The organism is Cloacibacterium normanense (genome assembly GCF_002943105.1).
In the GTDB taxonomy this organism is placed as follows: Bacteria; Bacteroidota; Bacteroidia; order Flavobacteriales; family Weeksellaceae; genus Cloacibacterium.
Map to the genome: position 1 here is coordinate 107,873 of NZ_PTPZ01000007.1, position 20,208 is coordinate 128,080.

18 protein-coding genes are annotated in these 20,208 nt (G+C 32.8%); 7 read left to right on the forward strand and 11 right to left on the reverse strand.

Going from position 1 to position 20,208, the window contains the following annotated elements:
- Positions 1 to 26 precede the first annotated feature (26 nt).
- Positions 27 to 539, forward strand: coding sequence for a DUF4252 domain-containing protein (locus C3729_RS11015; RefSeq protein WP_104794195.1), 513 nt, complete (start codon positions 27 to 29; stop codon positions 537 to 539).
- A gap of 31 nt (positions 540 to 570) precedes the next feature.
- On the opposite strand, the gene C3729_RS11020 is transcribed toward C3729_RS11015, so the two are convergent.
- Positions 571 to 1,140: a phosphoglycerate mutase family protein gene (locus tag C3729_RS11020; RefSeq protein ID WP_104794196.1), complete on the reverse strand. Its 570-nt coding sequence runs from the start codon at positions 1,138 to 1,140 to the stop codon at positions 571 to 573.
- A gap of 164 nt (positions 1,141 to 1,304) precedes the next feature.
- On the opposite strand from C3729_RS11020, the gene recA reads away from it, so the two are divergent.
- Positions 1,305 to 2,306: a recombinase RecA gene (gene recA, locus C3729_RS11025; RefSeq protein WP_104794197.1), complete on the forward strand. Its 1,002-nt coding sequence runs from the start codon at positions 1,305 to 1,307 to the stop codon at positions 2,304 to 2,306.
- Between the two features lie 128 nt (positions 2,307 to 2,434).
- Here the strand turns inward: recA and C3729_RS11030 are convergent, their stop codons facing one another.
- The 7 genes from C3729_RS11030 to C3729_RS11060 all read right to left on the reverse strand — a co-directional run bounded on the left by C3729_RS11030 (position 2,435) and on the right by C3729_RS11060 (position 12,341).
- The gene (locus C3729_RS11030) at positions 2,435 to 2,749 is read right to left on the reverse strand and encodes an MGMT family protein (protein ID WP_104794198.1); all 315 of its coding nucleotides are present in this window, start codon (positions 2,747 to 2,749) and stop codon (positions 2,435 to 2,437) included.
- 377 nt (positions 2,750 to 3,126) lie between these two features.
- The gene (locus C3729_RS11035; RefSeq protein ID WP_104794199.1) at positions 3,127 to 4,104 is read right to left on the reverse strand and encodes a deoxyhypusine synthase family protein; all 978 of its coding nucleotides are present in this window, start codon (positions 4,102 to 4,104) and stop codon (positions 3,127 to 3,129) included.
- Between the two features lie 215 nt (positions 4,105 to 4,319).
- Complete coding sequence (arfB, locus tag C3729_RS11040) at positions 4,320 to 4,712, reverse strand: alternative ribosome rescue aminoacyl-tRNA hydrolase ArfB (RefSeq protein ID WP_104794200.1); 393 nt, start codon at positions 4,710 to 4,712, stop codon at positions 4,320 to 4,322.
- Positions 4,713 to 4,817: 105 nt separating this feature from the next.
- On the reverse strand, positions 4,818 to 5,864 hold the full coding sequence (locus C3729_RS11045; RefSeq protein WP_104794201.1) for an AMP-binding protein: 1,047 nt from the start codon (positions 5,862 to 5,864) through the stop codon (positions 4,818 to 4,820).
- 1 nt (position 5,865) lies between these two features.
- Positions 5,866 to 7,623, reverse strand: a complete 1,758-nt coding sequence (gene argS / locus C3729_RS11050) for an arginine--tRNA ligase (RefSeq protein ID WP_104794202.1) — start codon at positions 7,621 to 7,623, stop codon at positions 5,866 to 5,868.
- 84 nt (positions 7,624 to 7,707) lie between these two features.
- On the reverse strand, positions 7,708 to 9,285 hold the full coding sequence (locus tag C3729_RS11055) for a SusD/RagB family nutrient-binding outer membrane lipoprotein (RefSeq protein WP_104794203.1): 1,578 nt from the start codon (positions 9,283 to 9,285) through the stop codon (positions 7,708 to 7,710).
- 11 nt (positions 9,286 to 9,296) lie between these two features.
- Positions 9,297 to 12,341: a SusC/RagA family TonB-linked outer membrane protein gene (locus C3729_RS11060; protein WP_104794204.1), complete on the reverse strand. Its 3,045-nt coding sequence runs from the start codon at positions 12,339 to 12,341 to the stop codon at positions 9,297 to 9,299.
- Between the two features lie 134 nt (positions 12,342 to 12,475).
- Between C3729_RS11060 and C3729_RS11065 the strand changes: the two genes are divergently transcribed.
- A complete protein-coding gene (locus C3729_RS11065) occupies positions 12,476 to 13,060 on the forward strand; it encodes a ribonuclease HII (protein WP_104794205.1) in 585 nt (194 codons plus the stop codon).
- Positions 13,061 to 13,118: 58 nt separating this feature from the next.
- Here C3729_RS11065 and yidC read toward each other — a convergent pair whose 3' ends face one another.
- Together yidC and C3729_RS11075 are read right to left on the reverse strand one after the other, a co-directional pair.
- Positions 13,119 to 14,924 (reverse strand): membrane protein insertase YidC, encoded by a 1,806-nt coding sequence (yidC, locus tag C3729_RS11070; protein ID WP_104794206.1) that lies wholly within the window; start codon positions 14,922 to 14,924, stop codon positions 13,119 to 13,121.
- 147 nt (positions 14,925 to 15,071) lie between these two features.
- Entirely contained in the window at positions 15,072 to 16,679 is a 1,608-nt protein-coding gene (locus tag C3729_RS11075; protein WP_104794207.1) for a CTP synthase, read from the reverse strand.
- Between the two features lie 106 nt (positions 16,680 to 16,785).
- On the opposite strand from C3729_RS11075, the gene radA reads away from it, so the two are divergent.
- From radA to C3729_RS11090, 3 genes are read left to right on the forward strand one after another with little or no spacing between them, the layout of a single operon-like run.
- Positions 16,786 to 18,135: a DNA repair protein RadA gene (gene radA / locus C3729_RS11080; RefSeq protein ID WP_104794208.1), complete on the forward strand. Its 1,350-nt coding sequence runs from the start codon at positions 16,786 to 16,788 to the stop codon at positions 18,133 to 18,135.
- A 12-nt stretch (positions 18,136 to 18,147) separates the two neighbouring features.
- On the forward strand, positions 18,148 to 18,462 hold the full coding sequence (locus C3729_RS11085) for a hypothetical protein (protein ID WP_104794209.1): 315 nt from the start codon (positions 18,148 to 18,150) through the stop codon (positions 18,460 to 18,462).
- Positions 18,463 to 18,489: 27 nt separating this feature from the next.
- Positions 18,490 to 19,110, forward strand: coding sequence for an ACP phosphodiesterase (locus tag C3729_RS11090; protein ID WP_104794210.1), 621 nt, complete (start codon positions 18,490 to 18,492; stop codon positions 19,108 to 19,110).
- On the opposite strand, the gene C3729_RS11095 is transcribed toward C3729_RS11090, so the two are convergent.
- Complete coding sequence (locus C3729_RS11095) at positions 19,067 to 19,567, reverse strand: DUF6702 family protein (RefSeq protein WP_104794211.1); 501 nt, start codon at positions 19,565 to 19,567, stop codon at positions 19,067 to 19,069. The genes C3729_RS11090 and C3729_RS11095 overlap by 44 nt on opposite strands.
- Before the next feature lie 64 nt (positions 19,568 to 19,631).
- Between C3729_RS11095 and C3729_RS11100 the strand changes: the two genes are divergently transcribed.
- Positions 19,632 to 20,207, forward strand: a complete 576-nt coding sequence (locus C3729_RS11100) for a HupE/UreJ family protein (protein ID WP_104794212.1) — start codon at positions 19,632 to 19,634, stop codon at positions 20,205 to 20,207.
- The last annotated feature ends 1 nt before the right edge of the window (position 20,208 follow it).

The following is a 20,208-nucleotide window of genomic DNA, read 5'->3' on the forward strand; positions in this document are numbered from 1 at the left end:
ACCATTGTCAACTAAAATTAACACTTATGAAATCATTTCTAAAACTTATAGCAATTTTCACCATTTTGGTCTCTCTGCAATCTTGTATTGTTAGTGAAAAGTCTCTCTACAACGAAGAAACAAAAGGAAACGCAACCGTTACCAAAATAAATGTTCCCATGTTTATCGTAAAACCTTACATCAAAAAAGCATTGAGAGAAGACGGTGAATCAGAAGAAATTATTAGCCTGATCAAAAAAATCAGAAAAGTAAAAGTTTACACCGTACAAAATGCTTCTGATAAAATGGTTGCCCAATTTTCTAGACAATCTTTTGGCAGTAATTTACAAGAATTGATGAGTGTAAACAGCAAGGATTCCAAAATTAAAATTATGTCTGCAATTACAGATTCAGACACCATGATTAAGGATTTACTGATTACCGTGAGAGACGACAAAGAGCTGGTTTATGTAAAAGTTTTAGGAAAGTTTTCTTTGGATGACATCTCTAGAATCGCAGAATTATCTAAAAAGAATAAAGATACTGTTGCAAATAATTAAAATAAAAACTGCCCTTTTTGAGGCAGTTTTTTTAGTATAATAAATGATAAACTTTCACTTTTTTATCATTTTCAAAAAAATTGACAATATAAATGTCATTAAATTTTTCGTCTGGAATATCTTTGAACAAAGGTTGCTGAATTAATTCATTAAGCAAAACTGGGTTGGTATTAGAATGTCCTGAAATAATATTGACTCCTGTGTTTTTAGATAAATCATTTTTTACAAATTCAGAAATTTCTTTTGGATTGTAAATCTTCAAATCTAATTTTTTCTCTAAAATCAAAGGCTCTAATGTTTCTCGAGTTCTGAAAAAATCAGTACTAAAAGCATTCTGAATTTTTACTTTTTTAAACAGTTGAGCTAAATGTTTTGCCCTTTCTTTTCCTGGTTCAGAAAGGTGAGGATTTTTGCCATTATTTTCTTTCTCTCCATGTCTTACAATAATATAAACCAAAGCTTTTTTATCAATACTTTGCTTAATAGTTTTAGAAGTCGCTTTTCCTACAAAAACAGTATCTACTTTTTGCTGTGCAAAAGTCAAATTATAGCTAAAAAGGGACAGTAAAAGGAGAAATGAAGCTATTTTAAATATTTTCATGATATAAAATTACCTTACAAAACTAAAATAAAATTTTAAATCAGTTTACGCGACATATTTTGTCGCATAACTGTTTTATCTTTGTCGGAGAAAAGAAGAAAATTACGAAATTTTCTTTCTAGGTATAAACAAATTAATTGTATTTTTGATAAAATTTAAGAAAAATGAGCAGTATAGACGATAAGAAAAAAGCACTCGCATTAGTCCTCGAAAAAATGGATAAAACCTACGGAAAAGGTACCGTAATGAAAATGGGAGACAGTGCAGTAGAAGAGGTAGAAGTAATTCCGAGTGGTTCACTTGGTTTAGATATTGCATTGGGAGTTGGCGGTTATCCAAAAGGAAGAGTCATCGAAATTTATGGCCCTGAATCTTCTGGTAAAACCACACTTACCATGCACGCAATTGCAGAATCTCAAAAACAAGGCGGAATTGCGGCTTTTATCGATGCAGAACATGCTTTCGATGCTGGCTATGCTAAAAAATTGGGAATTGATGTAGAAAATTTAATCATTTCTCAACCTGACAATGGTGAACAAGCATTAGAAATTGCAGATAATTTAATTCGTTCTGGAGCGATTGACATCGTGGTAATCGACTCTGTTGCAGCTTTGACACCAAAAGCAGAAATTGAAGGAGAAATGGGTGATTCTAAAATGGGATTGCACGCAAGATTAATGTCACAAGCTCTGAGAAAATTAACGGCAACGATTTCAAGAACAAAATGCACGGTAATTTTCATCAACCAATTAAGAGAAAAAATTGGGGTAATGTTTGGAAATCCTGAAACAACTACTGGTGGAAATGCTTTGAAATTCTATGCTTCGGTAAGAATTGACATCAGAAGAAGTGGCTCTCCAATAAAAGTAGGCGAAGACGCAGTAGGAAATCGTGTGAAAGTAAAAATTGTTAAAAACAAAGTTGCTCCACCATTCAAAAATACAGAATTTGATATTATGTATGGAGAAGGAATTTCTAAAGTTGGCGAAATTCTAGATTTGGGTGTAGAATTTGACATTGTTAAAAAATCTGGTTCTTGGTTCAGCTATGGCGACACGAAACTGGGACAAGGTAGAGATGCCGTGAAAGAATTACTAAAAGACAATCCTGAACTTTTAGAAGAATTAGCTGAGAAAATAAAAGTGGCTATTAAAGAAAAGAAATAATTTTTTTCAGATACAGAACCGGCGCGAGCAAAGCTCGCGCCGGTTTTTTTAAGAATACGGCGGCAGCTTCGCTGCCGCCGTAATTTTATTATCATTTTTCTGAACTTGCCAAAGGCACGTTCCTACATTTACAAATTAATTTCTTCTAAAGGATTCCAAAAAATTTGTTTAAAATTCTGGATTTTATTTCCTTTCACTTTTACTCCTTCTTTGGCTAACTTTTCGGTAAATTTTGGAATACAACTTTCCGCAGAAATAATTCCACAAGCACTACAAACTCTATGTGCAGGGAAATCTTCATCATAATTCCTCAAAGCATTTCCTACGTGGCGAGAATGGTTTGGAAAACCAACTGCTTTAGCAATTGCTCCATAAGTAGTTACTCTACCTTTAGGAATCATTATGATGATTTCAAAAACTTGTTTTTTGAAAGTTTCGTTCATTATTATTAGATTTTAGAAGTAAGATTTCAGACATCAGATTGTTTCAAAGATAAATTTTTTTTATGGAATTGACGCTCGCTTCGCTCGCGCTCAATTATTTTCAATTTTTTTAATCTTCAAATAAAAACTGAAAAGTAAAATTTAGCCCCGATTGCAGCGGCATCCTTTTTTGTGATATTGATCGGAGTCGAAATATGAACAAAAAAGATATAGCGAAAAGCGGGACTGCGTTTTCTAAAAATCACAAATCTTGTTGCTCCTTAAACTACCCCGACTTCACCTTGCGAAGCCACCCCTTCAAAGAAGGGGAATAAAAAAACGCCCAAAATAATTTGAGCGTTTATATAACTTCTAACGTCTAACTTTCGTCTTTAGCTTTATGAATTTTCTAAAATATATTTGAAAATTAGTGGAGCACAAATCGTAGCATCACTTTCAACGATGAATTTCGGTGTAGTGATATCTAATTTTCCCCAAGTAATTTTTTCGTTCGGAACTGCTCCAGAATATGAACCATAAGAAGTGGTAGAATCTGAAATCTGACAGAAATAGCTCCAGAACGGAATGTCGTGCATTTCCATATCCTGATATAACATTGGCACAACACAAATTGGGAAATCACCTGCAATTCCTCCTCCAATTTGGAAGAAACCAACACCTTTTCCACCGCTGTTTTTTGGATACCAATCTGCTAAGAACATCATATATTCAATTCCAGATTTCATAGTAGAAGCTTTTAAATCTCCTTTAATACAATAACTTGCGAAGATATTACCCATCGTAGAATCTTCCCAACCTGGTACTACAATTGGTAAATTTTTCTCTGCAGCAGCAATCATCCAAGAATCTTCTCTTGGGATTTCATAGTATTGCTCTAGAACTCCAGAAAGAATCATTTTATACATATATTCGTGTGGAAAATATCTTTCTCCTTTAGAATCTGCATCTTTCCAGATTTCATAAATATGCTTTTGCAATCTACGGAAAGCTTCTTCTTCTGGGATACAAGTATCGGTAACTCTATTTAAACCTCTTTCTAGCAAATCCCACTCTTCTTGAGGCGTAAGATCTCTGTAATGAGGCACTCTTTCATAGTGAGAATGTGCTACCAAATTCATTAAATCTTCTTCTAAATTCGCACCAGTACAAGAGATAATATCTACTTTGTCTTCACGAATCATATCTGCCAAAATTTTTCCCATTTCTGCAGTAGACATTGCTCCAGCTAACGTAATCATCATTTTCCCACCATCTTTAAGGTGTGCTACATAACCTTTTGCAGCATCTACTAAAGCAGCAGAATTAAAATGCAAATAATATTTTTCTATAAATTCGGTAATCGGTTTATTGCTCATTTTTATAAGAATTTTTGCAAAGATAAGATTTTTAAAGAGAAGTGAGAAGTGGGACTCACGAAGTTTTAATCCAAAGAATTGATTAAAACATAATATCTAAAAGCCAAAATTCCTTTTTGAAATTTCGTTAGTTTAGTTGGGTCAAGATGGCTGTATTTGGGTAAGAACTTTTTATTGAATCGGTTAACAATTCGGAAAACTGACTTTTTCATATTTTAATACTTGAATTTTCTATTTTCTTTCTTTTCAGAGAGTTTCTTTTTGCTTTCTAGACGCTTTTCTACTTTTGCTCGGCTCGGTTTGGTTGCAATTCTTTTCTTCGGAACGATGAGCGATTTATTCACCAATTCCTGAATCTTTTCAATCGCAATTTTTTTATTTTGCAATTGTGTTCTGCTTTCCGAAACGGTCAACTGAAGAATTCCATCCAAATTAATTCTATTTTTCAATTTCAAAGCAATTCTTTCTTTCTCCAAATCTGTAAATACGGCAGAATCTTCTAACTTCCACATCACTGTTACGGAAGTTTCTACTTTGTTTACATTTTGTCCGCCACTTCCGCTGCTTCGGGAAGTTTTGAAAGAAAGTTCAAGGTCGAAATTTTTCATAATTTATCTCTCGCTGATAAAGCTGATTCAGCAGATATTTAACTTTTCAAATTTAATATAATTGCAAAATAAAAGGCTAAACTAATGAAAATCTGCATAATCTGCTCAATCTGCGAGAATCCTAAGTATTTCTTTCCTCAAAACCTTACCGTTTTCCGCTCTTGGAAATTTCTCTAAAAATAAGATTTCTTTAGGAATATGAAACTTGCTTGGAAATTCTAAATTATAAATTTTAGATTTTGGATGTTCTTCATTTTTTCCTTCGATAACTAAAACGAGTTTTTCGCCTAAAGTTTCATCTGGTTTTCCAAGAAAAACTAAATCTCTATCAATATGTTTTTTAACCAAGCTTTCTAATTCTTCAGCAAAAATTTTTACTCCTCCAGAATTAATAACATTGTCAAATCTCCCTAAAAATTTGAATTGCTTTTTGTCACATTGAGTGGAATCGAAATGCATTAGTTCTACAATATCATTAGTTTGCAAAATTTCCGGATTGAGCTTTGGTGCAAAAATTCTCAAACAATTTCTTTCATCTACAGAAATCTCAACATCATTTAAAATCGTAAAATAATTTTCCTGAACAGGAGAAATCTGCTTCAAAGCAATGTGAGAAAGCGTTTCGCTCATTCCGTAAGTCTCGTAAATTCTAGTGGGAGAATTGGAGAATTGAAGAGTAGTAAAGATTTCATTTTTCAACTTTTCTGAAACGGCTGCTCCTCCAATGATGAGATTTTTGATAAAATGAATTTTATCTAAAGAATTTTGAACTTGCAAGGGTGTCATTGCGCAAAATTCCAAATTTTCAGAAATTTCAGGAGCGGAACTTGGCACAGAAATAATGACTTTCAGTTTTCTTTCAATAGCTCTCACCAACATCATTTTACCCGAAATATATTGAACTGGCAAACAAAGCAAAGCCGTATCTCCTTCTTTCAATCCTAAAAAATCACAAGTCATTTTTGCCGAATTGAGCATTCTCTTTTTTTCGATTTCAAAGACTTTCGGAATTCCCGTAGAACCCGATGTTTGGACAGAAACTGTTTCAGAATGAGAAAACCAATCTTCCAAAAAAGAAATCACCTTTTCCTCGAATTCATTCTCTGGAAAAAGTGATTCTATATTGATATTTTTAGAAAAATCTAAAATCATTTTACATTCTGTTTACCACATTAATCCCCAATAAATGTAAGGACTTTTTGATGGTTTTTGCTGTTAAATCTGAAATTTGGAGTTTGAATTGCTTTGCATTTTCGTCTTCCAAAGTCATTACAGGATTGTTTTGGTAGAAAGAATTATACGTTTTCACCAAATCGTAAACGTAATTCGCAACTTGAGCCGGACTTAATGTTTCAGCTGCTTTTTCTACAACATCTTTAAAATTAGACAATTGCATAATTAATTCTTTCTCTGAAGCATTTGGTTGATAACTTCCAAAATCTGCTTCTACAAAATTTGTTCTATTCAATAAAGACTGAATTCTAGCATACGTGTATTGAATAAAAGGCCCTGTATTTCCATTGAAATCAATACTTTCTGCAGGGTTGAAAAGCATTTTCTTTTTAGGATCTACTTTCAGCATAAAATATTTCAAAGCACCTAAACCTACAATTTCGTAAGATTTTTCTTTTTCTTCGCCAGACAAACCTTCTAGTTTTCCTAATTCTTCAGATTTTTCTTTGGCGGTAAGATACATTTCTTGCATTAAATCATCAGCATCAACCACTGTTCCTTCTCTGGATTTCATTTTTCCTTCTGGCAATTCTACCATTCCGTAAGAAAGGTGATAGAGTTGATTTGCCCAATCGAAACCTAACTTTTTCAGGATTAAAAACAATACTTGGAAGTGATAATCTTGTTCGTTTCCAACGGTATAAATCAATTTTTGAATATCATTTTGCTTGAAACGTTCTACGGCAGTTCCTAAATCTTGTGTCATGTAAACCGAAGTTCCATCGCCACGAAGAACCAGTTTTTGGTCGAGACCATCTTCCGTTAAGTCTATCCAAACCGAATTGTCTTCTTTTTTGAAGAAAACACCTTTTGATAGACCTTCTTCGATAATGTCTTTTCCTAAAAGGTAAGTATTGCTTTCGTATTGCACTTGATCGAAATCTACTCCTAATCTTTTATAGGTTTCATTGAAACCTGCATAAACCCAAGCGTTCATTTTCTCCCAAAGTTCACGAACTTCAGGTTTATTTTGTTCCCAATCTAAGAGCATTTTTTGAGCTTCTAAAATTATTGGCGCTTGTTTTTTTGCAGTTTCTTCGTCTAAACCTTGTTCCTTGAGTTCGGAAATTTGAGATTTATAGTTTTTATCGAATTCTACATAATAATTACCAACTAGTTTATCTCCTTTTAAGCCAGAGGTTTCGGGAGTTTCTCCGTTTCCGAATTTTTCCCAAGCGAGCATAGATTTGCAAATGTGGATTCCTCTATCGTTGATGATTTGAGTTTTCACCACATTATAACCAGCTTCTTTTAGAATTTGAGCCACAGAAAAACCCAATAAATTATTTCTAATGTGTCCAAGGTGTAATGGTTTGTTGGTATTAGGAGAAGAATATTCTACCATTACCGTTTGGTTTTTATTTTCTTTAACCTCGAATTGAGCAACTATTTCTTTAAAATTTTGAATAAAAGCTTCATTATTTACAGATAAATTCAAAAAACCTTTTACTACATTGTATGCTTCTACTACCTTTTGTTTTTTCAATTCTTCACCAAGTTCATTGCCCAAAACATCTGGGCTTTTCTTTGCCAGTTTCACCAAAGGAAAAATTACGACCGTAAAATCTCCTTCGAAATCTGTTTTGTTTTGTTGAACTTCTAAGGTAAGATTTTCAATTTGATAATTGTTTTTTAGAATCTCAGAAATAGAGTTTTGTATATGCTGTTTAATATCCATTTTCTATATTTTATGCAAAGATAATAAATAAAAAAACCACCCGAAAAATCGGATGGTTTTTATTGTATTATTGAAAATCAAATTTTATTGATCCCACCAAATTTTGGACTTATTACTGTCAGTCCCTGGATTTAATCCTGATAAAGCAGTTTTATAATTTGCACTATTAAAATTTTGCTCTTCCAAAGGATAAATCATTCTTCTAGGTATTACACCACCATTTAGAGCATTGGTCGCTGGAACTAAATTTGGATATCCGGTTCTTCTCCATTCTGACCATGAATCTAAACCATTATTAAATAGAGCTACCCATTTTTCTTCTCCAATTACTCTTAAAGCTCCAAAAGCAGTAATGTCAGCAACTCTTGCAGCAGCATAAGCATCTGCATAAACTGTTGGTTGAAGAGTAGTACCAGAAATATTAGGACCTCCCCATACATTTGTATTTCTATCATAATTATCTGAATTCGTAATATAATGTTTGTCCAAGGTTTGATAATTTAAAACAATTCCTTGAGATAGCATTAATTCTACGTTTTCTGTTGTCCAACCTCTAGCTGCAGCTTCAGCTCTGTTTAAAAATGTATAACCTGCTGTCATCAAATTCATAGGAGAGTCTGCTCCTCTAAATTTCAAACTCTGAGAATTTGTTGCTGATGAAGGCGCAGAATAACCAGCTGCTGTTAGACCTTGAGAACTATAACCATAAGGAAGACCTGTAATACTCATAGAAAATGCATTATTGTACATTTTTAATCTTGTGTCAGGTGTATGATTTGAAGTTCTGTTAAATGAAGTAGTTGTTCCTTTTAATGATTCAACTAATTCTCTCGATAGTCTATAGTCAGCTGCTCTAAAAGCATTTAATGGATTAGGCAACAAATTTGATGATGAAAAAGTAAACCAAGCCTCATCTGCAATAGTTTCGATAACTCCTGAAGAATTTGATAAAGCTGCTTTAAATTCTGTAGCAGCAATACCTGTTGCTGAAGGATATTTTTTTGACATCTGGAGAGCTACTTGTAATAAAACAGAATTTGCTAACTTCTTCCATTTACTTACATTTCCTCCATATATAATGTCCCCTTGAGGAGCTGTAGTTGAAGAGTTAAGAGCATCTCTACCATCTTTCAGGTCTTTTATTATCTGAGTATATACGGCTTGTTGAGAATCATACTTTGGCGTCTTAATTCCATTTTGTATTTGCATTGCTTCAGAAAAAGGTGCATCGCCAAATGCATCTGTAACTCTTTTCATCACAATAGCTCTAAAAATCTTAGACACTCCAATCATATTTTGAGCACTTCCTTGAACTGCCATTGCTGGAGTAACAGTGCCTGAATAATCTTGAATGATTTTAGTTAATGAATTCATTTGATTAACATAGTATCTTGACCAAGCAGAAGCTGTTTCGCCATATAGTGATTCCGTGGTATAAACATATTGTGATTGATATTGAACATATAATTGAGGATTCATTAAATATGCATTACCACCATTTTGAGCAAAATTCATCATTGCTCCTGACATTAAAGATTTATAATCTGAAGAATAAATACCATTAACATCTTTATTATAGTTATCTCCAAAATTTTCGTCTGCACATGATAAAGCAAAAGAAAAAACAGTCAAAGATAACAGTATTGATTTTATTTTTTTCATAATAGTTTCTTTTAGAAATTAAGTTTTACATTAACACCAAATCCTCTAGTACTTGGCAATTGTCCATCTTCCCCATAAGCTTGTGACATTTCAGATGGATCAAATTTGTGATGATTATCTTTTGCAACCCAAATTAACCAAGGATTTCTTGCAACAAGTCCCACTGATATGCCTTGGAATTTAGAACCTATTAATGATTTTGGTAAAGAATAACTTACAGCCATTTCTCTCAATTTAATATAACTTGCATCATGAACATATTCCTCTGCAAGTCTGTTTCCATGGAATTGAGTAAAATATGTATATGCATCTACATAAGTATCAATAGCAGCACCTGCTTCGCTTACTCCCTTCACATGTACACCACCGCCTGTACTCACATCATCTCTTACATTAAATCCTTTATCATTAATTGCCGCTGTCGCTTCTAATAAACCTCCGGAATTACCCCATTGTTCTGAAAGAGAGAAAAACTTTCCTCCTTTTTGAAAGTCAATTGCAGCACTTAATGTTACCCCTTTATAACTTAAAGTATTGTAAAAACCTCCTGTAAACTTAGGTAATACAGAACCAAAATATTTATTTTGTTCTACAGCATAAGTTCCATTAGCATTTAATATCTTATTACCATTAGCATCTAATTTGAACCCATTTCCTACTAATTGTCCCCACTCCATTCCTTCTTTTTGAATTACTGAAACATATCCAAAAGCAGGTGCAAATCCATAATTAATTGCATCTAATCCTTCGGCAACACGTTCAACTGTTGACTTATTTCTTGCAAAATTAAATGAAGTAGTCCAATTAATACCATCAGCATTTTTTAATACATCTCCAGAAAGCGATAATTCAACCCCCTTTCTGACTGCATCCGCAGAATTAATAAATGTATCAAGCATTCCACTTGAAGAAGGTACTGTTACAGGAATTGGCTCATCATTTCTTTTTTCATTATAATAGGTTGCAGAAAGTGAAACTCTATTTTTTAAGAATTTTAAATCGGCTCCTAATTCAAAATTTTGATTAATTGCTGGTTTTAGATTTGGATCAACATATCTTGTAGGCTGTAAAGCAATAATATATGATTTTGTACCAGATTTAAATGGTTGACTATTATATCTGAATTCTGGATTTAGGGCTGTTGCACTGATATCTGCTGCGATTTGCGCAATACCAGCTCTTACCTTAAAGAAAGTTAATAAGTCATTCTTCTCTATAAGGTTATGCAAAAGTACACTACCTCCTAGTGAAAATGTAATAAATGAATTATTATTATTAAAATACGCAGAATTTATATCATTTCTTAATGAACCATCAACATATATAAAATCATTATAACCTAATGAAAATGTTCCAAACAATGATTTTGTTGTCTTTTTATAACTATATGGATTAGAAGTAGGAGCAATATCAGCATTTTTAAAGTCCCATACATCTGGAATAATTAGTTGCCCTAATTTACCAAACACATCCATTTGAGCAGAACTGCCTGACCAATTAAAATTAGTAATTATCCCTCCTACAAATGCATTTAAATCAAATTTCCCAAATTTATTTTGATAGTTTGCTCTAATCTCATAATTATCTTCAACTCTTTTACTGTCACTATAACCAAATCCATTTAGGAAATCCATGTAACCTCCTTGTGTACCAGATGCACTTTTAGTAAGTGAGTATGGCATAAAATATTTAAAACTATTACCATCATCTCTTCTAGAAAAAGTACCTCTAATAGATAAATTTTTATTTATCTTGTAATTTGGAGATACCGAAAACATTAAGTTATCCCTAAGAGTATAATTTTCATATCTTTCCATGTAAGTATAAGGGTTAAACCAGAAAGCAGGCTTTTCATAAATTCCACTTCCCCAATTATCAGGACCCCACCAGTTCCACGAAGCATGATATCCATTAGGAGTTTCTAAATCTTTTAATTCTTTCATTTTTTTGATATCCAAATCTCTACCAAACCATTGATTAAATGATCCTGAAGTTTGGTTAGAATAGCCATCATCAAACTCTCCTCTAACTTTTCCGCTTAAATAATTAAATACAAAATCAACATTGAAATTATCTGTAAATTTATAGTTTGAATTCATATTAAGATAATTTCTTTTCAAAAATGTATATGGAGTAATACCTTTTTGATCTAAATTTGTGAATGATAGTCTAGCTGTATAATTATCATTACCTCCAGATAATGAAATAGTATTTTTCAAACTAACTGCATTTTCGTAGAAATCTTTCACATTATTTGGCTGAGCAACATATTTTGCTGTTTTACCATAATATGGGCTATCTTTCCACCAAGAATACCATGGCACATAATCTTGACCATCAAATTTTGCACCCCAAGATTCATCCGCTAAATTGTTATCTCCAGCTTTATATCTCATACCATCAAAAACGGACCATTCAGCAGGATGAGAAGATGGATCGAATACAAAGGTTTGCAATGAATTATCTCCATCATAACCTTGACCATATACATTCTGATACTTCATTGTTCTAGCAACCTTATCAACCGTTATGGTAGAATTCAATTCTACATTCAATCTGTTCTTAACTCCCTTTTTCAAAGTCATTAAGACTACCCCATATTGAGCTCTTTGTCCATAAAGCGCAGTAGCATTTGGTCCTTTAAGAACGTTCACAGATTCAACATTATCCATGTCAATAGTATTAGGGTCAACCACTACCCCATCGAGAACATAGATTGGGTCATCATCACTTAATAAACTCACGGCTCCTCTCAATCTAAGCTTACCTGTATCACCAAGCTTGGATCCTGCTTGCGCATTCAATTGTACACCCGCAACTTTACCCGCAATAGCCCCTTTAACATCTACATTCTGTGTTAAGTTCAAGTCTTTTGACTTAACTGTTTGATTTGCATAAGAAAGTGACTTTTCGTCTCTTTTAATACCCAAGGCTGTAACTACTACCCCTTCGATATCCTTAGTTTTTACTGTATCTGTTTTTGCTTTTTGTGCATAAGTAACACTAAATGAAGCAGAAAGGACAACAGCTAAAACGCTTTTTGTTAGTTTCTTCATATCAAATTAAATTTTTCATTGATACAAAAATGCAAAACATTATTAACATATCCAAACTTTTTGTTAAAAAAACCTTAAATAATTATTAACTTTGCAATGTTTTCAATACTAAGGCTGGTTTTTCGTTAAAATTTATGGAATTGATAAAAAAATGGTCTGAAAATTACATCGAGGCAGGGTGCGATGAAGTAGGAAGAGGGTGTTTATGTGGTCCTGTAGTCGCTGCTGCAGTGATTTTAGACGATAATTTCGAGCAAAATTTAGTTAATGACTCTAAAAAACTAAATTTTAAAACACGTTTAGAGCTAGATGATTACATTAAAAATAATGTAAAAGATTATGCTATTGCAGAACTTTCACCAACTTTTATAGACCAGCATAATATTCTCAACGCAAGCATACATGCCATGCATAATGCTCTTGATAAACTTACAATAATGCCTGAATTAATTTTAGTAGATGGCAATAAATTCCACCCCTATAATTTCATTCCACATCAATGTATAGTAAAAGGAGATTCTAAAGTATTATCAATTGCTGCGGCTTCTATTCTTGCAAAAAATTACAGAGACCAACTCATGATTCAGTTGCATGAAGAGTTTCCCGAATACGGTTGGAATAAAAATATGGGATACGCCACTAAAGTTCACATAGAAGCTTTGAAGAAATTTGGCCCCACCAAATATCATAGACAATCTTTTAGATTAAACTATGATTAAATACAATAAAAAAAGTCGGTTAAAAAATTAACCGACTTTTATTTATTTTTAAACTGAATTATTTCTTATTCATTTTTTTGCGTTGCTCTTCTTGCATTTTTTGTTGCTCTTGAGCTTTTTCCATCATTTCACGCATACGTTTCTGGAATTTACCTTCTGGTTTTGGTGCTTTAGATTTATTTTGTTGAATCTGAGCATGAATTTTCTTTTCATCTAAAATCCAATATTTAATCGCAAGGATAATTAATATATTTAAAGCATTCGAAACAAAATAATACCAAGAAAGTCCAGAAGAAGACGTGTTCAAGAAGAAGAAGAATGTAATTGGGAAAATATACATTATAATTCTCATATCTGGCATTCCTTCTTGCTGTGGTTGTTGCATTTGCCCAGAAGTCATAATGGTATAAATCAAAACTACGATGGTACATGCTACCGCAAAAATACTGATATGCTCTCCGATTAATGGAATATGGAATGGCAATTTAATTAAATCATCATAAGCGGTAAGGTCATTGGCAAACCAGAATCCTTTTCCTCTCAAGTCAATCATATTCGGGAAGAAACGGAAAAGTGCATAGAAAATAGGAATCTGAACCAGCGCTGGTAAACAGCCGGCCATCTGATTAATTCCAGCTTTTCTGTAAATTTCCATTGTCGCTTGTTGACGCTTCATTGCGTTTTCTTGACCTTTAAATTTCTCTGTAACTTCTTCTATTTCTGGTTTTACCACTTTCATCATCGCACTTAATTTGTGCTGCTTAAACATTACTGGAGACAAGATAAGTTTAGTGGCAATAGTCATTAAGAAAATTACCCAACCTGCTGCAATTCCCCAATCAGATAACCAGTTATAAACTGGCACAAAGAAAATTCTATTCAAAGTTCCTATGAAACTCCAACCTAAAGGTAATATTGTGTCAAATTCTTTTCCTTCAAAAGTTTTAAGCAATGGCAAATCAAGTGGTAAGAAATACCATTTGAAATTTTGATTCAATTCATTTCCTGCCAATTTTACTTGACCATCAAAATTGAACTTTTTCAAAAATTGTCCTTTTTCTATGGTTTCTTGAGTTCCCTTAGCGTGTGTAAATCCATTGCTAGACTCTATAATAGAAGTAAAAAACTGTTGTTTTACTGCTAACCAATTTAGGGTTTCTTCTGGCTCTTCAAATCCATTGGTATCATAATCGGTAGAACCATAATTATCAAAAGCATAATTAAATTCTGAATGGGTTTGCTCTTGCGAACGCCCTTTTTCCATTCCTCTTACAGTGTAATTCCAGTGGAAATCTGCTTTTTCATCTGTAACAATAGAAGATAAACCTTGAGTTTTAACATTAAAATCTAAAGTATAATTATCTAAAAGTTGATACACGTACTGAATTGTAGCGCCAGAAACTTGAGCAGTCATAGTAACTGTGTTATCTTTTACGCTAGGTACAAAAACTAAATCTTTTGTATTAAAAGTCTTTCCTGTTTTGTCTTTAAACTGAAATCCGTAACTAGAATTATTTTTTTCTATTAAATAAAGTGGCAAATCATGCTTATCGGTTTTAGCATTATAAGCTTTGTATTGATTAATTTCTACAGACGAAAGTTGACCTCCCAAACTTGCAAATTCTAAAGTAAGTTCTTTATTTCTTACCGTAACATTTTTTATTGCTGCTGCATTTACTGTAGCATTAATATTGTTAGCAATAGTTTTAGAAGCTACTTTTTGCTCCGTTTTTGCTTTAGCATCTGCTACTTTTTTTTCGTCTGATTGTTTGTTTTGAAAATAAAACATGAAAGCCATCAAAATGGCAGAAAAAATCACAAAACTAATCAGTTGATTTTTATCTAATCCGTTATTCTTTTGCATTACTTTAATTTAAGATTTGAAATTTAAGATTTGAGATTTAATTTTCTCAAATAGCATTCCTTATTAATTTGGGTGACAAAAATATGAATTTTTTGTCAGATTGTCATTTCTAAAAAATTAAACTCTCAAAAAATGAGAGTTTAAGATTTATTTTTCTGCAGCTGCTTTCACCAAAGCTACAAACAGCGGATGCGGTGTAGCTACAGTACTTTTATATTCTGGGTGATACTGAACACCTATATAAAAAGGATGATTTTTCAGCTCCAAAGTTTCTACTAATTTAGTATCTGGATTAATTCCCGAAGCATACAATCCATTTTTCTCGAAATCATCTAAATAATCTGAGTTAAATTCGTAGCGATGACGATGTCTTTCGGTTATATTTTTATTTCCGTAGATTTCTATAAGTTTAGTATGAGGTTTTAATTGACATTTCCAAGCACCTAACCTCATCGTACCACCTTTATCCACTACATTTTTTTGTTCTTCCATTAAAGAAATAACAGGATTTTTAGTCGTTAAATCAAATTCAGCAGAATTGGCATCTTTTAATCCCAAAACATTTCTCGCAAATTCGATGGTCATAATCTGCATTCCTAAACAAATGCCCAAAAGTGGAATTTTATTTTCTCTCGCAAATTTTGCCGCCAAAATTTTTCCTTCTATTCCTCTATCGCCAAAACCTGGTGCGATAAGCATTGCATCAATTCCTTTGAAGTTTTCTGATAAATTTTCTTCGGTTAAATCGCCACTGTAAACCCATCTCAGTTTTACTTCAGTATCTTGAGAAGCTCCTGCATGAATAAATGCTTCGGCAATAGATTTATAAGAATCTTGAAGCGAAACATATTTTCCAACTAAAGCAATTTCAACTTTTTTCTTAGGATTTTTATATTTTTTAAGGAAGTTTTTCCAATCTTTCAAATCAGATTCTTGATTCACTGGCAAAGCCAATTCCTTAAGAACCACTTCATCAAATTTTTGTTTTTGTAATTCTAACGGAACTTGATAAATCGTTTCTACATCTATACTTTCGATTACATTTTCTGCAGGAACGTTACAGAATTGTGCCAGTTTAGCTTTAATTTCTTTGGTAATTTTATGCTCTGTTCTGCACACCAAAACATCTGCTTGAATTCCGCTTTCCATCAATTGTCTTACGGAATGCTGAGAAGGTTTGGTTTTCAATTCACCACTTGCAGCAAGGTAAGGAAGCAAGGTAAGATGAATGACCATAGAATTATTTTCGCCGAGTTCCCATCTTAATTGACGAACACTTTCTATATAAGGTAATGATTCTATATCGCCTACTGTTCCGCCAATTTCTGTGATGATAATGTCGTAATTTTCTTTGGCAAGAATTTTTATTCTTCGTTTAATTTCATTGGTAATATGCGGAATTACCTGAACGGTTTTTCCTAGAAAATCTCCTTTTCTTTCTTTTTCTATTACAGTCTGATAGATTTTTCCTGTAGTAACGTTATTATTCTGAGAAGTGGCAGAATCTAGAAATCTTTCGTAGTGACCCAAATCTAGGTCGGTTTCTGCACCATCTTCCGTTACATAACATTCTCCATGCTCATAAGGATTAAGCGTTCCTGGATCTATATTAATGTAAGGGTCAAGCTTTTGGATGGTTACATTAAATCCTCGGGATTTTAAAAGCAGGCCAAGAGAAGCCGAAACAATGCCTTTTCCCAAAGACGAAGTTACACCTCCTGTCACAAATATGTATTTGGTATTCTTTTTACTCATTAGATTAGGTTTGTGCAAAGTTAATGGATTTTGACTAAAGTCCCAAAAACGATTAATTATTTCAAAAATTCTGTAAATTGCAACATCATTTATCAATTATAAATCTGTGGCAAAAATAAAAACAGCATACTATTGTCAGAAATGTGGAACACAATATCCGCAATGGCACGGACAATGCAAAAACTGTGGAGAGTGGAATACCCTAGTAGAAGAAATTGTAGAAAAAAAATCTTCTCACTATGATATTCTAGGAAGCGGGAAACAAAAAATCATCAACATTACCGAAGTAGAAACAGGAACAGAAATTCGTCTGAAAACTGTTTCAGAAGAGCTGAACCGTGTTTTAGGAGGCGGAATTGTTCTAGGCTCCGTTATTCTCATTGGTGGCGAACCTGGAATTGGTAAATCTACGCTCCTACTCCAACTTGCCTTAAAAATGAAGAAGAAAATTCTTTATGTTTCTGGCGAAGAAAGCGCTTCGCAAATTAAAATGCGTGCCGACAGAATTACAGATATTCAAAACCCAAATTGTTTCCTCTACACCGAAACTTCTATCGAAAAAATATTGATGGAAGCCAAAAATCTTCAGCCAGATTTGATGATTGTAGATTCTATTCAAACTTTACAATCTCAATTGCTAGAAAGTGCTGCAGGAACGGTTTCGCAGATTAGAGAATGTTCTGGAGAATTGATAAAATTTGCCAAAGAAAAAAACATCCCAGTTATTTTAGTTGGTCACATTACCAAAGACGGACAAATTGCCGGCCCAAAAGTTCTGGAACACATGGTAGACGTAGTTTTGAATTTTGACGGAGACAGAAATCACCTTTTCAGATTGCTAAGAGCTCAGAAAAACCGTTTTGGTTCTACACAAGAAATTGGTATTTACGAAATGGTGACTCAAGGTTTAAAAGAAATTAAAAACCCTTCGGAAATCTTAATCACCAAAAAATTTGAAGAACTTTCTGGGAATGCAGTTGCCGTTACTTTGGAAGGAAACAGGCCGATGCTTCTAGAAATTCAAGCTTTGGTTTCTACTGCAGTTTACGGAACTCCACAACGCAGTTGTACTGGTTTTGACAGTAAAAGACTAAATATGCTTCTTGCTGTTTTAGAAAAACGCGCTGGTTTTATGTTGGGTGCAAAAGACGTTTTTCTCAATATTACTGGTGGAATAAAAACAGATGATCCAGCTCTTGATTTGGCGGTAATTGCAGCTGTTTTGAGCAGCAACGAAGATCTAGCCATTTCTGAGAAATATTGTTTTGCGGGCGAAATAGGTTTGAGTGGAGAAATTAGACCGATTCCTCAAATTGAACAAAGAATTTCGGAAGCAGAAAAATTGGGTTACGAAAAGATTTTTGTTTCCAACCTCAACAAAATTCCTAAAAGAAAGTTTGGAATTAAAATAGAAGAAGTGAGTAAAATAGAAGAGTTCCACGAAAAACTTTTTTAAAGAATTCTAAAAATGAAAAAATATTTTCTTTATTGGCTTTTTATTCCAATTTTTACAATAATTTGTGGAGTATTAATTGGGTATCTAGATTTTTATATAATTTCTCCAAAATTACCATTTCCAGATGCTTGTACCTATCATTCTCCAGAAGCAGGAACTCCTCCATTTTGGATGAAATTTTTATATATGGATGACATTATGCATCATGTAGGCCCTGAACCAAATAGTAACCATTTAATTATTTTTATTATACTCAGTATTATTCTCGGCATTATATTTTCGAGACTTGTAATTAATAATTTTTTTAAATTTGAAAATAATAATTAATAACTTTAATAGACAATTCTAGACTAAATGAATTTCCTTGCACATACTTACCTTTCTTTTACCGATGAGCAAATCGTGGGGAATTTGATTGGTGATTTCATTAAAAATAAAAAGCGAGATCACTTATCAGAAGGAATTCAGCAAGGAATTACGCTGCACAGAGCTATTGATGCATTTACGGATGTTCACCCAAAAGTTTTAGAAGCCAAAACCGTTTTCCAACCGATTGTAAGGTTGTATTCTGGTGCTTTTGTAGATGTGGTTTTTGATTATTTTTTAGCCAATGATAAAAATGTAAAATCTGCCAAAGAGTGGCGTGATTTTACCGCTCATGTTTACCAAGTTCTTAATAAACATGAAGCTCTTTTACCTGAAAATTTCAGAAAAGTGCTTCCTAGAATGGAAAAAGATAATTGGCTCTACAATTATCGTTTTGATTGGGGAATGGAATACAGCATTAATAATGTATTGAATAAAGCAAAATATCTAGACAATTCTATTCCTGTATATGGATTTTTCCAGCATCACAAAGAGTTTTTGCGCTCTTGTTACGAAGAATTTTTCCCAGATTTATATCAGTTCTGCATTTCCTTGAATGATAATTTTAAAAAATCTGATACAGATATCGATCCGGATAGTTTAGTTTAGAACTTTTTCGTTCGCCATTTACAATAATGTGTACAATGTTCATTTGATCATCAAAAAAACTATACAATAAACTCACTGCGGTTTCTACTTTTTTAGGCATTTCTGTTGCTTCAGATTCTAGATAAACATTGACAGATTCTTTATCTTCTTCAAAACCTAAATAATTGATTTTTAGAAATTTATTATTAGATTTCAATTTAAAATATTCTGCAAAATAATTTTCTAGAACTTGGTCTAATCCTGCTTTACTTTTTTCCTCGCCAAAGTGTAACGTTTTATTATACTTGGCATTAAGACTATTTTCTAAATCGTCTAAGAAAAATTTGGCCGAAATCTCAAAAGTTTTGGTTTTAGCATTATAATTAATTTCCACCGAACCAACATGATAAGGATGAATAGGTTTCGCCGAAACTACAAAAGCCAGTAAAAAAGTAAAAAGTAAGAAGAATTTTTTCATGCGTTCATTATTTCAAAATCCGTTCCGAAATTAATCATTATTTTCGTAACTCAAATTTTAAAATATGCAAGATTTTTTATTTTATTTACAATTAGGTTGGGAACACATCATCTCAAAAGACGCTCTAGATCATCAATTATTCATTTTGGCACTCATTGCTATTTTCAGTTTTAGAGATTGGAAAAAAGTTTTAATTCTAGTAACTGCTTTTACGATTGGGCATTCTTTAACATTGGTTTTAAGCGCATTAGATGTATTCAGGTTTCCTTCTGATTGGGTAGAATTTTTAATTCCTTGCACTATTGTTTTCACTGCTTTAGACAACATTATTTTTTCTAAAAACGAGAAAAAACTCATTCAACTCAATTATTATTTGGCTTTATTATTCGGCTTAATTCACGGAATGGGATTTGCCAATTCTGTAAGAATGATGCTCGCAAGTGAACAAGACATTACTTTACCTTTATTTGGATTTAATGTAGGACTTGAATTAGGGCAAATTGTAGTCGTAGCCATCGCACTATTCATACATTATATTTTCTCGGAAGTTCTGAAACTTTCTAATAAAATTTGGATTTACATTATATCTGTTCCTATCTTCATTTTTGCACTAAAAATGGCCTTAGAAAGAATTCCTTAAT

Coding starts and splice junctions, on each gene's coding strand:
- C3729_RS11015 (WP_104794195.1), top strand. CDS start 27: ATGAAATCATTTCTAAAACTTATAGCAATTTTCACCATTTTGGTCTCT.
- C3729_RS11020 (WP_104794196.1), bottom strand. CDS start 1,140: ATGAAAATATTTAAAATAGCTTCATTTCTCCTTTTACTGTCCCTTTTT.
- recA (WP_104794197.1), top strand. CDS start 1,305: ATGAGCAGTATAGACGATAAGAAAAAAGCACTCGCATTAGTCCTCGAA.
- C3729_RS11030 (WP_104794198.1), bottom strand. CDS start 2,749: ATGAACGAAACTTTCAAAAAACAAGTTTTTGAAATCATCATAATGATT.
- C3729_RS11035 (WP_104794199.1), bottom strand. CDS start 4,104: ATGAGCAATAAACCGATTACCGAATTTATAGAAAAATATTATTTGCAT.
- arfB (WP_104794200.1), bottom strand. CDS start 4,712: ATGAAAAATTTCGACCTTGAACTTTCTTTCAAAACTTCCCGAAGCAGC.
- C3729_RS11045 (WP_104794201.1), bottom strand. CDS start 5,864: ATGATTTTAGATTTTTCTAAAAATATCAATATAGAATCACTTTTTCCA.
- argS (WP_104794202.1), bottom strand. CDS start 7,623: ATGGATATTAAACAGCATATACAAAACTCTATTTCTGAGATTCTAAAA.
- C3729_RS11055 (WP_104794203.1), bottom strand. CDS start 9,285: ATGAAAAAAATAAAATCAATACTGTTATCTTTGACTGTTTTTTCTTTT.
- C3729_RS11060 (WP_104794204.1), bottom strand. CDS start 12,341: ATGAAGAAACTAACAAAAAGCGTTTTAGCTGTTGTCCTTTCTGCTTCA.
- C3729_RS11065 (WP_104794205.1), top strand. CDS start 12,476: ATGGAATTGATAAAAAAATGGTCTGAAAATTACATCGAGGCAGGGTGC.
- yidC (WP_104794206.1), bottom strand. CDS start 14,924: ATGCAAAAGAATAACGGATTAGATAAAAATCAACTGATTAGTTTTGTG.
- C3729_RS11075 (WP_104794207.1), bottom strand. CDS start 16,679: ATGAGTAAAAAGAATACCAAATACATATTTGTGACAGGAGGTGTAACT.
- C3729_RS11085 (WP_104794209.1), top strand. CDS start 18,148: ATGAAAAAATATTTTCTTTATTGGCTTTTTATTCCAATTTTTACAATA.
- C3729_RS11090 (WP_104794210.1), top strand. CDS start 18,490: ATGAATTTCCTTGCACATACTTACCTTTCTTTTACCGATGAGCAAATC.
- C3729_RS11095 (WP_104794211.1), bottom strand. CDS start 19,567: ATGAAAAAATTCTTCTTACTTTTTACTTTTTTACTGGCTTTTGTAGTT.
- C3729_RS11100 (WP_104794212.1), top strand. CDS start 19,632: ATGCAAGATTTTTTATTTTATTTACAATTAGGTTGGGAACACATCATC.